Below are 12,457 nucleotides of genomic sequence, written 5' to 3'. Positions count from 1 at the left end.
TTGCCGCATTGTATCATTTTATATAAATAGTGAAACATTTCTTTACTCGCATATATAAAATGTTGAATTAAGCAAAAAAAATGCCCATACTGTGGACCGGCTCCCATTATATTGCAACATATTGATATTTGAATATTTATGGCGTTGCAGCAACTGCCGGAGGCGTGCCGCCATCCGGCATGAGCCGCGAAAGCGCTGCCGCCTTTTCCCCGACGCCAGCGAAACCACCGGACCAACCCCCATAACCCGTAGTGAGGAGGTGCCTGATGAACGTGTCGGCAATAAGCCTGGCACTGGTGCTCTGGATTCTTGTCCCCCTGACCGCCTGGCCTCTGGACAGTTGCCGGGAGTGCCACGAGGACGGCCAGGCGATGAAAAAGCTGGGCTATCCCGGTTTTACGGTCACGCAAAAAGAGGTGGCAGCCCAAAGCGGTATGCCGGCCACCTGCAGCGAGTGCCATCGGGGCAACCCGTCCGCCCGCGTGCCGGGCGAGGCCCATCGGGGCATGGGCCGCCTCATGCCGGTGGCCCGGAAAGGCTTCGCCGTCATGACCAGCCCCCGCAGCTACCCGCTGGAATTCGGCGCCGCCCCCGCCTCCCGCCTGATCGTCAGTACCGACAAGGGTGGGAAGAAGGTCAGGGATGCCTCGGTGACCGCGCTCCTCTACCATGACAAGCGGGGCGACACCCTGTCGCAGAATTTCGCCATGATGGAGCAAACCTGCGGCGCCTGCCACCAGCGGGAATTTGCCGAGTTCAGCCGCAGCACCATGGCGCAAAACGGCAAACAGAGCCAGTACGGGGGGTGGCTTGACGTTGAGCGCGGGCCGCACAACTGCGGCCCGTGGTTCGAGGGGAACGTGGGGGCGATGCGGAATGCAACGGCGCAGCCATTCAGCGACCAGGCCGCCGCCCTGGGGCAGAAGAGTTGCAGCACCTGCCATGTGGGGTGCCTGGACTGCCACTACGCCCCCCAGCCCAAAAGCGGGACCGACCCGGCCAAAGGCGTGCACACCTTTGTCAAGACCCCCTCGCCGGAGAGCTGCTACGGCAATGGCCGCGCTTCGGTCTGCCACGCCGGACCCGAGGACCGGCGCCGCGGCGCGGGATATTTCGGCGGCAGCTTCTCCTTCCCCGAGGGGGGAACGCCGGATGTCCACGTGGCCGCCAAGGTCGGCTGTCTCGACTGCCACGAAAGCAGCAAAAGCAACCCCGCCATCGGCCACGCCATGGTCAGGCGCCAGGCCCAGGACTCCTGCGGCCGCTGCCATGGGGAGATCGTCAGGAACCATGCCGCCTCCCTGCACAAACGCCTGACCTGCGAAGCCTGCCATATCCGCAATGTGGGGGGCTACCAGGGAACCTACTGGGGGCCGGGCAAACTGGCCGGCGCAGCAACCCCCTATTTCAAGTTCAAAGCCTACTACGGGATCATGGCCGAGCCTTTTTTGATCAAAGACCAGAAGGGGCGCTGGATTCCGGTCAAACCGTTTCCCATGGCGGTCATGAACCAGACGTCGTCACCCTTCACGCCCGGGCTGCACTGGCGCTTCCCCGCCGACCTTCCCGACCTGAAACGCACGGACGACGCCTGGGCCTATGTGGGGCTCTTCGACGGCCTGCCGGAGAACAACAAAGCCCTGCTCTGGATCCAGTTGGACAAGATGTCCCACAAGTACGGCCCCGGCCGCGGCTGCGACTCCTGCCACGGCGACCCCCAGGGGGTGCAGCGGCAGCAGGTTGCCTGGGAGTACAGCGACCCCGGCGCGCTGCCGTTCAACGGCAGCCATGAGGTGATCGCCGACAAGAGCGGCCTGTTCATCCGCGCCATCCGCTCAGAAAAGATCGAACTCGAACCGGGCTACACCCTGTCGGCCCTTGCTCCTTGGGTCTATCTGAAGGACGCGTGGCAGGTGAAGGGGGACTTTTCCCTCCCTCCCCTCAGGGACCGGAAGGGATATGCCGCGCTGAAGGGCCTTCCCATGAGCTCCGGAAAGCCCCACATCATCCACTGACTATTATATATAAATTTGTATTGACATATATATAGTATTTTGTATATTTAAAGAAATTTTTGTCTCGGAGGGGACCATGAATCTCAACTTGTTGGCAACGGCGGCAGTACTGTGTGGGCTATCCGGCATCGTCCAGGCGGCGGAGCATCCCGGGCGCGACTACATCGAGAAAAACGGATACAAAGGTCCCGGGACCTGCGAAGAGTGCCATCAGGGGACCGCGCACAAGTTTCTTGAAACGGTCCACTGGAAACACGCTTCAAAGGTTGACAACGTGGACAATCTGGAGGCGGGCAAAGAATATGGGATGAAAAACCGCATCTACACCATGTGCAACGGTAACGACATCGTCAACAATCTGAAAGAGATCCCGATGAACGCCGCCGGCAAGACCAAGTATACGGGGTGCAACACCTGCCATCCCGGGAACCACGTGAGTGATGTCGGGAGCACGGGGCCCGAGGCGGAGGCGGCCATCGACTGCCTGATCTGTCATTCGTCGGCCTACGACTTCAGCAACCGCAAGCCGTACAAGGATGACAAAGGGCGGATCGTCATGGGGCAGGACCGCAGCACCAAGGCGGCGCTGGCCATTGCCAAGCCCAAGGTCAAAAACTGCATGGTCTGCCACGAAGCGGCCGGCGGCGGCGTCTATATCAAGCGCGGCTTCGCCTTTACCGCGGCGAACGATGTGCACGCCGCCAAGAAGATGGAATGCGCGGACTGTCATAAGGCCAGGGACCACCGCTTTCCCACCGGCTACGACCCCAACAACTGGGCCAATGACGGTACCCGGTTGACCTGCACCACCTCCGGCTGCCACCCGGAGCGCCCCCACAAGGATGATGCCTACAACCGCCATACGGCGCGGATCGCCTGCCAGACCTGCCATATCCCCAGAACCGGCGGGGCGAGCGCCAAGGATTTTACCAAATGGGAAAAACTGGCCAACGGGTTTTACGAGCCTTCAACCCTGAAGAAGGAAGCCAACGAGACGATCCCGGTGTACGCGTGGTACAACAGGACCGTCCGGAACGAGCCCCATTTCATCGGCCCCAAGGGGAGCCGGGGCGACGCGGCCAGCAAGATCTACCCCTTCAAGATCTTCCAGGGTAAGGCCTATTACGACAAATTGACCGGCAACCTGCTTGCCATGGACTTTGCCCAGCCCATGGCCAACGGCGATACCCTGGCCGGGGTAGCCTCGGCGGCCAAGACCTTGGGGATAAAGAAGTACCAGGCGGAGCCGGGCTGGCAAACCATCTACTTCTCCAGCAGCCACCTCGTGACGAAGACGAAGGCCCTCAGTTGCGAGAATTGCCATATCGTCAACGGCGTGTTGAACTTCCGTGCCTTGGGTTACAACGAGGCGGAAGTTGCGAAGCTCACCTCACCGGAATTGTATCTGGAAAAGATGCTCAAAAAACAACGCGAGAATGACGATTTTTAGGACGGGACGGTATCCCGTGAAACATGCGGGGGTGGCGCCGTCACAGGTGCAGGCGGGGCGCGGGGCGCCCCGCTGATCTCACGGTTCGCCACCGTTTCCCCGGAGAAGGCCCTGAGCCCCCGTGCGACGCACCACTGCGCAGAGGGAGCGGGGCCTTTCTTATTCGGCCGCGACATCGGGCAGAGGCGGGCACCCGATTTTTTGCCGGTTCATTCGAGAACGGTTTGGCGTGGGGGCTCAAGGCGGCAAAAATGGGGAAACATTGTGCAAATCCTTGTTGCGGTTGACTTCTGCCGCGCCCGGTGTCATGTTTTACCCTCCTTCATTTGTGTGATGCACCGGACCCCCCAGGCGATGAGGCTGCTTGGGGGGTTTCTCTTGTGGGAAAGACTCTGATCGTAGCGAGGCCGCATCTCTGTGACCATTACTCAACTTGTAGAACTGATCCGGCATATAGAGGAAGAACACAACTTTTTCAATCGAAAGCCTGGGCAGCGGGTGGTGAAACAGATAACCCCGCACATCAATACGCGTGGCGCCGGCAGGGTGATTGCGGTGGATCTGCAGGGGTACGGCTGGGACAAGGTCTTTGCTCCCGGGAAAGGCCATAAGGAGTTGCCCGTTTCAATGTACCATTCGATCATGGCTTTTCTGGATACCCCCGTGGAGGATCGCTGAAATTTCAGCTTCCGAAAGGTGGGCTGGCCAAGCGCGGCAACCACTCGTTGACGAGTATGGGGACCGTGCTTAAATCGCTGCTTCGTTGTTCCCAGGCATGTCCTGCGGCATGTTTCATCCCTCTTCCTTCCATTGCGTCTGGCTGCACCAGCCCCCAGGGGAATCCCCGTCCCGGGGGGCCGCCGCTTTTCTGCTGAAAGCAGGCGGCTGCAGGCCAGCCCCGTGCCTTGCTTGCGGCAACTCCCCATGCCGCAGCCGGTATCCGCAACCGCCGGCTCGTCATATGAACCGCCATCGAAACCGTCGTCCAGCCGGCCGCGCGACAACCCGGTCCGCTCTCTTTAAAAGCGGCATAGCGGCCCGCAAACCCAGTGGTGGAGCGAGTGCGGCAAAATAACTCTTGCAGACAAAACTGCGTATTGTTATTGTGTATTCAAACGAACGTTCGATGCATTGACATATCACGCGAGTCCGCGCCCCTTTGTGGGAACGGGCCGTCACGGAGCCGCAGAAAGCAACCATTACACCATAAGGAGAATGAAGGAAGATGTCAGAATTGCTCAAGAGAATCAGAAAAACCAATCTCCACTCCCGGATCAAAAAGGTCGAGGATGTTATTCCCCTGTTCAAAACCGGCATGAACATCGGCTGGTCCGGCTTTACCCCCGCCGGCTACCCCAAGATGGTGCCGATCGCCCTGGCAGATCACGTGGAGAAAAACGGCTTGCAGGGCAAACTGAAATTCAACCTGTTCATCGGCGCCTCGGTCGGCACCGAGACGGAGGACCGCTGGGCCGCCCTCGACATGATCGACCGCCGCTGGCCCTACCAGACCGGCAAGAATATCCAGGCCGGCATCAATGAAGGGCGCATCCGCATGGGGGACAAACATCTCTCCATGTTTGCCCAGGACCTGGGGTATGGCTTCTACACCAAGGATAACGGCGGACGCCTGGATATCGCCATCATCGAGTGCTCCGCCATCACGGAAAACGGCGGGCTGGTGCTGACCGCCTCCTGCGGCGCCGTGCCGGAGATCGTGCAGATCGCCGACAAGATCATCATAGAGATCAACACCTCCATACCGAGCTTTGAAGGGCTGCACGATATCATCGAGCCGGTGAACCCGCCCCACCGGCAACCGTATCTCATCAGCCGGGTGGACGACCGGGCCGGTTCCCCGTACGTGCGGGTGGATACGGACCGGATCGTGGCCATCATCGAATCGGATCGCCCCGATAAAGGCCGTTCCTTCAGCGAACAGGACGAGACCTCGGAGGCCATCGCGGCCCACATCATCGACTTCTTCTCCAACGAGGTGAAGATGGGGCGCCTGCCCAAGAACCTGCTGCCGCTCCAGTCGGGGGTCGGCTCCATCGCCAATGCGGTTATCGGCGGACTCGCGAAAGGACCATTCACCGGCTTGAACGTCTGGACCGAGGTGTTGCAGGACACCATGCTCGACCTCTTCGATTCGGGAAAACTTGATTTCGCCTCGACGGTCTCGCTTTCCTATTCGGTCGACGGTTTCAAACGTTTTTACGACAACTGGGACAAGTACAGCAACAAGGTACTGATGCGTCCCCTCTCCATTGCCAACCATCCCGAGCCGATCCGCCGTCTGGGGTGCATTGCCATGAACACCCCGGTCGAGTTCGACATCTATGCCCATGCGAACTCCACCCTCGTGGGGGGTTCCAGGATGATCAACGGCATCGGCGGTTCCGGCGATTTTCTCCGCAACGCCTACCTCTCCATCATGCACACGCCGTCGGCAAGGCCGACCAAGACCGATCCCACCGGTATCACCTGCGTTGTGCCCCACGTGCCCCACGTGGACCATACGGAGCACGACCTGGATGTGCTGGTGACGGAGCAGGGCCTGGCCGACCTGCGCGGTCTGGACCCGAAAAGCCGGGCACAGCTCATCATCGATAAATGCGCCCATCCGGACTACAAACCGCTGCTCCAGGAATATTTCGACGTGGCAAAGAAAGAGTGCCTGGCACGCAAGACGGGCCACGAACCGCAGCTGCTCGATCGGGTTTTCAAGATGCAGGTCAATCTGGCAAAAAATGGTACAATGAAGATCGACAACTGGGATATCTGAGCCCGGCCACACGCCAGAAGCCCATGGCGCGGCAAAAAGGCCGAGTGGGCTGGAAAAACCATGGAATTCCGCGTTACGTACCTCATGGGGCCGGTAGCTGCAGGATCGGGCTGCCGGCCCGACATATCTCGAGCAGATTGGAATTGCCATGGTAAAAGCGGATTGCCGCCGCAGACTGATGGAGGTGGGAACACGACTGTTTGCAGAGCGCGGTTTGCACGGCGTTAGCGTCAGGGAATTGTCTCGGGCGGCAGGGACGAGCATTTCCATGATCTCGTACTACTTTGGCAGTAAAGAAGGCTTATACAGTTCGGTGTTACAGGAGCAGTTTGCCTGTTTCGACCAGATTGGCGATATCCGGCAGCAAGGGGCCAGCCCTCTGGCAGTGATAGAGGGCTACCTTCGCTGGACCATCCAGCGGCACCGCAGCAACCCGTACCTCCTGCGATTCTACACCAGCGAGCTCACCAATCCCACGGCTTACTTTGCGACGCTCGTCGCGCCACCCATCGGCAATGTGATAAAAATCCTCGCGGATGTGATTGAAGAGGGGAGGCAACAAGGGCAATTCCGGCCGGGCATCGATGCCGTGAACGCCGCACTTGCCCTTGCCGGCATGATCAATTATTTTTTCCTCAGCACCCTGGCCACCGAGTCCCTGACCAATCATTCACCCGCTCAGGATGAGCAGTTGGTCAGCCAGTATGCGGCCATCTTTACCCAGGGAATTATTGCCGCTCCGTAAAAACTCCCCTGTCGGCCATCTCGGTATAACGGACGCACCTGCCGAATCATAAAAGTCCTAGCGCAACAATCATATTCAGCAAACCGCCTTACTGCGCGGTCAGTACCGAAGTAAAATACATCTGCATCGGTTACTGACAAGGGCCCGGCGGTTCAGTCCCGCAACATCTTCAGCCGGCGGTTCAGGGCCGGTTGGGATATACCGAGGAGACGCGCCGCCATGGTCTGATTACCATTAGCCCGATGCATGGCTTCGGCAACAAGAAAGCCAGCCGCATCGCTGAATGTGGGAAGGTCGACAAAACCGGCAAACGGGTTCTGCTTGGGTCGGGAGGCCGTTTCTTCATTAGCAGGTTGGGATTGTCCGACGGCATTGATAAATGAGTCCATAGAAAGCATGTGGCCGCGATGCAAACTAACGGCATCATAGACCATTGCCTTCAGTTCGCGAACATTGCCGGGGAAGTTATAAGTAGTCAGAAACTGAGCCAGTTCCCTGGGAGGGGTTGGTTTCTTTTTTCCCAGTACTTGGGCGGCTTCTCCCAGGAAATGGTCTAGCAGCAGGGGGATGTCATCCGGCCGTTCCCGCAATGAGGGCACATACACTTTATGGGTACGGAGGCGGTAGAAGAGATCACGGCGAAACGTTCCCGCCGCTTCCTTTTCCACGAGATTCTGGTGGGTGGCCACTATGATGCGCGCTTTGAGACACTTGGGTTGGTCGCTGCCGAGGGGGAAAAATTCACCCTCTTGCAGCAGGCGCAGCAATTTGATCTGAGAAGCGATTCTCAAGTCGCCAATTTCATCGAGGAAGAGTGTGCCATCGGCTGCCTCCTCGACCATTCCGCGCCTGAGCTGATCGGCACCCGTGAAAGCACCGCGGACGTGACCAAAGAGGGTATCGGCAAAGACTGCGTCGTCAAGACCGGCAACATTAACCGTCACCAACTTGCCGCAACAACCGCTCAACCGATGGGCAGCCTGCGCTATAAGCTCCTTGCCCACGCCGCTCTCACCGGTGATCAGCAACGGCTGCGGGCTTTTCGCCACCGCCTCCACATAGGTAAAGACGTTCAACATTGCCCGATTTCTGGTGCCGATGGAGGCGAATGCTTCCGGATGACACAATTCACCGGATACCAGGCGGGTCGAAACCTCCAGGTAATCACGTTGCATCTCCTTCATCCGGACGGCCCGCAGTACTCCCCCCACGATCCTGTCTTCCTCATCGGTTTTGATAAAATATTCGAACGCACCAAGTTTCATGCAACGAACCGCGGTTTCCAGCTGGTTGAGGCCACTAACAACGATGGTGGTAACCTCGGGGTGCCGTTCACTGATCTGTTCGAGGAGTTCTTGCCCGGACAGATGCGGCATGGTGAGGTCGAGAATGACAAGACCTATGTCCCCCCGAGCAAGCAGCCCCAGGACTTCCCGGCTATCCTGACAGGTGCGGACATTGTTGAGCCCTGCGCAACTCCGCAGGACAAGGGAAAGAGATTTAAGCCAAGCAGGCTCATCATCGACCAGGAGAACACCAAAGGCGGGATAGTTTTGCTGGGTCACGTCATCTGCTCCTCTTCAATTACGGGTATCGACAGGGTCACGGTGGTGCCGGAGCCAATGGTTGATTCAAAGTTAAGATGGCCGCCATGCTCTTTGATGATACCGTCGGATACCGACAAACCGAGTCCCGTTCCACCGCTCTCCCGCTTGGTGGTAAAAAAGGGATCCGTCAGGCGTGGCAAATTTTCCGGGGCTATACCGACACCTTCGTCACGGACCATAAGGATGGCACTCATGGTCGCATGGTTGTACCGGGTAGTGATCGAAATCCCCCTGTCCGCATCCGGCAGGGCCTGACAGGCGTTGAGAATCAGGTTGACAACCACTTGTTCGATCCGCTGGCTGTTGCCCAATATCGACGGCATCTCTTCAGTATAATCGACATGCAGACGGTTCGTCGACTTGCGGATCGTCGGGTCAACGAGCCGTAGCGCCGTTTGAACAACCATATTAAAATCGATGCGCACTTTGTCGGCCACATCATCCCGCCGGGCGAAATCAGTCAAATCACTAACTATCCGCTTGATACGTTTTGCTCCATCCTGCATCGCGTCCAGAATTTTTGGGATCTCATCGCGCATTTCGGAATAAGGAAGTCCGCCGATGGTGAAATCGCCATGCGCCGCGTAATACCCTTCAAGGATGCGCTCCGTATCGCTGTTTGCTCGTTTCAGGATTGGAACGTCGAGCAGGATCAAGCCGGTCGGATTGTTAATCTCGTGGGCTACTCCCGAAACAAGGACTCCCAGTGCGGCCAACTTATCGGCCTGGACAAGCTGTTGCTGATTAATGCGCAACTCTTCCTCGGCATGTTTCCGCTCGGCAATCTCCCGCGTCAGATCGGCAGTACGCACGGCAACCTGCCGGTGCAGCGTTCGCGACCAAAGGGCAAACCCTCCCAGCAACGCTACCAGCGGGACAACGACTAGTGCCACATATTTGGAAATGGTCCGCCAATCGACATGCTCCGGCTCCATCACGCCGAGCCATTTATTGTAAATCAAATCATACTGGCCAGTCTTCCTAAGGATGGCCAAGCCCTCGTTGAACCGGGACAGCAGTTCATCATTTCCTTTTTTAGCGGCATAGCAGAAACGTTGCGTTGCCACATTACGCACCGCCGGAACGAGATTGGACAGTTTCGATTCGCGGATAATGTACATGCCCGGCACGATGGCGACGATGGCATAGTCGGTAGTCCCTGCTGCCAAAAAACGCAGGGCATCGGCGGGAGTTGGTGTGAGTTGAAGCCGGCCGTTAAATCCTTCCCGCTCCAACAGGTCGTGCATGATCCCGCCCCGGATGACGGCAACCGACCTCCCAGCCAGTTCAGCGAGTGAGTTTACTCGTGGTGAATCACGACGGGCAAATACTGCGTGGTTGATCATGGCATAAGGCAGAGAAAAATCGACCTCTTTGGCTCGTTCTTCCGAATATGACGTCCCCTCCAGAACGTCTACCTGACCACTCTGCAGAGCGGAGCGCATCTCTGACCATCCGCCGAGCCTAAACGCTACTTTCATCCCCATAACATCGGCAATGGCCTTGGTAAGATCAACGTTAAACCCTGCCGGTTGGCCATTCTTGTCAATAAATTCATACGGGGGGTAATCCCGGTCGCCACCGACGATAATAGCCTGGTGTCCATTGGGCGCCGAGAGGCCGTCTGCCTCGGCCTCGCCGGCAATGATCGCAATGGAGAACGAAACCATAATGAAAAGGTGGAAAAACCTTTCCACGAAGGGGCACATTCCCGTTCGATATAAAATCAAGTCATGAAGACGCATAGTCCCATCCCGTGCCACAATAGCAATCCCCTCCACGCATACTTTGCCTTGTCGTCATATCACCAGTGAATCCGTAGCAGGAGATCGTGCTCGAATAACGGAGTAGAGCTCGAACAAACACCCATATTGAAAAGTTCGCAGTGCATTGGCAAAGGGGCGACAAATCATGAGAGCCGATTTTGCCATGAGATCGGTCTAACTGAACAGGTATAACGTAATGTTATAAATATAATCTTTAATTATAACAAACTCAAACTATAGAAATAATTAAGTAAAATCAATATTCTTTTACACAGGCTATAGCAACACGTTATAGAGGCAAAACTCGATACACCCTGTTTTTACTAATAATATTAGCCATTTATTCGTTTTAACGGCTTTGGCACACTCGATGCTCATACAGGGCAAATACAAACGTGGGCTATCAGGCTCATCAAACACAAGGAGGTTGGTATGAAAAGGTTGGGCGTTTTGCTGGGGGTGGCCCTGATCGCGGCCCAGGCCGGCCCTGTTTCGGCGAAGAGCCTTGAGGACGTGCTGAAGGAGAAGGGTGTCATCACCGAGGATGATTACAAAAATATTCAGAAGAGCAGCCCGATTAAATACAAGCTGGGTGATGGGTTCACCTTCACCTCGGCCGACGGGAAGTTCAGCACTTCCATTGGGGGTGTGTATCAGCTCCGCTACACCCTGATGGATCTGGACGATGTTAACAACACCGCCGCCAAACGGGCACAGGACTACAGCAAATTCGAACTGAAACGCATCAAGCTCCACTTCAATGGCTATGCCTATTCCCCTGACCTGACCTACAAGATGCAACTGAATTTCGCCAACATCGCCGGCGGCACCACCAACAATGGCGGCCTACTGGAGTTTGCCTGGCTGAACTACCGCCTGCGCGACGAGATCCAGCTCCGTTTCGGCCAGGACAAGGTCCAGTTCGGCCGGCAGTGGATCACATCTTCCGATGCCCAGCAGTTCGTCGATACGTCGGCGGTAACGAGCGCCTTTGTCCCGGGATATGACACCGGGGTGATGATCCACGGCAAGATTGCCGGCGGCCTGGTCAACTACAACATCGGCGGTTATGGCGGGGTGGGGCAGAACACCTACCGCACCACCACGGATAACTCCTTTGCCGCCCGGCTCGCCGTCAACCCCCTGGGCGACGTGAAATACTCCGAATCCGACGTGGAATACAGCGTGAACCCGCTCGTATCCTTCGGCGCCAACTTCTTCCGGGACACTATCTACAACGGCGAAACCAACAACCTCTTCTTTGCCAAGAGCACCAGTTGGTATGGGCTCGGCAGCAGCCTCATGACAAAGAAATTCAGCGCCGGCGAACCGCTCGACTTCAACACGGCCGGCGCGGATGCGGTCTTCAAATGGCGTGGTTTTTCGGCCACCGGGGAATACTTTTTCGCAGAAGCCGATGGCCAGACCTCCAAGAACAGACTGCGCGCCGATGGCTTCTACGCCCAGGCCGGCTATTTTGTGATTCCCAAGACGGTCGAGTTGGCCTACCGCTATTCATACATTGACCCGAACCGGGATGTGACCAACGACCACTGGGTGGAGAACACCGGCGCGGTGTCGTGGTACATCAACAAACAAAATCTGAAGATCCAGGCCGATTACACCAATATCCACAAGCAGGCCGCCATCGCCTCCACGAGCGGCAAAAACGCCACCGACGATCAGCAGGTGCGTTTCCAGGTCCAGATGCAGTTCTAATCAGGCCCACAGGAAGAGTACATGACACGCTGCGCCACGTCGGGCAGCGTGTCATGTACTCTACAGGGGTGACATTTCCTAAATAATTTTGACCAATTCCGAGTCTGCCGCAGGCGCGGTCGTGGTAAGCACAGGGCGGACAGGACGTTTACCCGATCAGCCTTCTGGAGAAGATCGACGACCGGGTATCAATCACAAGGGCCACGAAGGCGGCCGGCATCAGCTCAAAACAGCCGGGGGTCCGATCATCTTGGCGGCCGCCCGCAAATACGACAAGGACTTCGCTCTGCACGTCAGGGTAATCCGCTTGCCACGCCGCGACGGAACTGATGACACGCATTATTGAACATGAGCCTTATGGCGAACT

Annotated in this window: 8 protein-coding genes; 6 read left to right on the top strand and 2 right to left on the bottom strand. The window is 57.3% G+C overall.

Annotation, left to right across the window (positions count from 1 at the left end; genetic code table 11):
• Positions 1 to 266 precede the first annotated feature (266 nt).
• The 5 genes from F6V30_RS05370 (at position 267) to F6V30_RS05350 (ending at position 6,998) form a co-directional block, all read left to right on the top strand.
• Entirely contained in the window at positions 267 to 2,015 is a 1,749-nt protein-coding gene (locus F6V30_RS05370; RefSeq protein WP_151155639.1) for a cytochrome c3 family protein, read from the top strand.
• Between the two features lie 76 nt (positions 2,016 to 2,091).
• Positions 2,092 to 3,465 carry a cytochrome C gene (locus F6V30_RS05365; RefSeq protein ID WP_151155637.1) on the top strand — a complete coding sequence of 458 codons (1,374 nt, stop codon included), beginning with the start codon at positions 2,092 to 2,094 and terminating at the stop codon, positions 3,463 to 3,465.
• 501 nt (positions 3,466 to 3,966) lie between these two features.
• Entirely contained in the window at positions 3,967 to 4,143 is a 177-nt protein-coding gene (locus tag F6V30_RS05360; RefSeq protein ID WP_191965579.1) for a hypothetical protein, read from the top strand.
• A 547-nt stretch (positions 4,144 to 4,690) separates the two neighbouring features.
• On the top strand, positions 4,691 to 6,253 hold the full coding sequence (locus F6V30_RS05355; protein WP_151155633.1) for an acetyl-CoA hydrolase/transferase C-terminal domain-containing protein: 1,563 nt from the start codon (positions 4,691 to 4,693) through the stop codon (positions 6,251 to 6,253).
• 148 nt (positions 6,254 to 6,401) lie between these two features.
• Positions 6,402 to 6,998, top strand: coding sequence for a TetR/AcrR family transcriptional regulator (locus tag F6V30_RS05350; protein WP_151155631.1), 597 nt, complete (start codon positions 6,402 to 6,404; stop codon positions 6,996 to 6,998).
• Between the two features lie 152 nt (positions 6,999 to 7,150).
• Here the strand turns inward: F6V30_RS05350 and F6V30_RS05345 are convergent, their stop codons facing one another.
• Complete coding sequence (locus tag F6V30_RS05345; RefSeq protein ID WP_151155628.1) at positions 7,151 to 8,563, bottom strand: sigma-54-dependent transcriptional regulator; 1,413 nt, start codon at positions 8,561 to 8,563, stop codon at positions 7,151 to 7,153.
• On the bottom strand, positions 8,560 to 10,275 hold the full coding sequence (locus F6V30_RS05340) for a transporter substrate-binding domain-containing protein (protein ID WP_476739153.1): 1,716 nt from the start codon (positions 10,273 to 10,275) through the stop codon (positions 8,560 to 8,562). The genes F6V30_RS05345 and F6V30_RS05340 overlap by 4 nt, the downstream gene beginning before the upstream one ends.
• A gap of 528 nt (positions 10,276 to 10,803) precedes the next feature.
• On the opposite strand from F6V30_RS05340, the gene F6V30_RS05335 reads away from it, so the two are divergent.
• Positions 10,804 to 12,090 (top strand): porin, encoded by a 1,287-nt coding sequence (locus F6V30_RS05335; protein ID WP_151155624.1) that lies wholly within the window; start codon positions 10,804 to 10,806, stop codon positions 12,088 to 12,090.
• The last annotated feature ends 367 nt before the right edge of the window (positions 12,091 to 12,457 follow it).

The organism is Oryzomonas sagensis (genome assembly GCF_008802355.1).
In the GTDB taxonomy this organism is placed as follows: Bacteria; Desulfobacterota; Desulfuromonadia; order Geobacterales; family Pseudopelobacteraceae; genus Oryzomonas; species Oryzomonas sagensis.
Note: the sequence above shows the minus strand (reverse complement) of the source record. Positions and strands in the feature narration are given on the sequence as shown.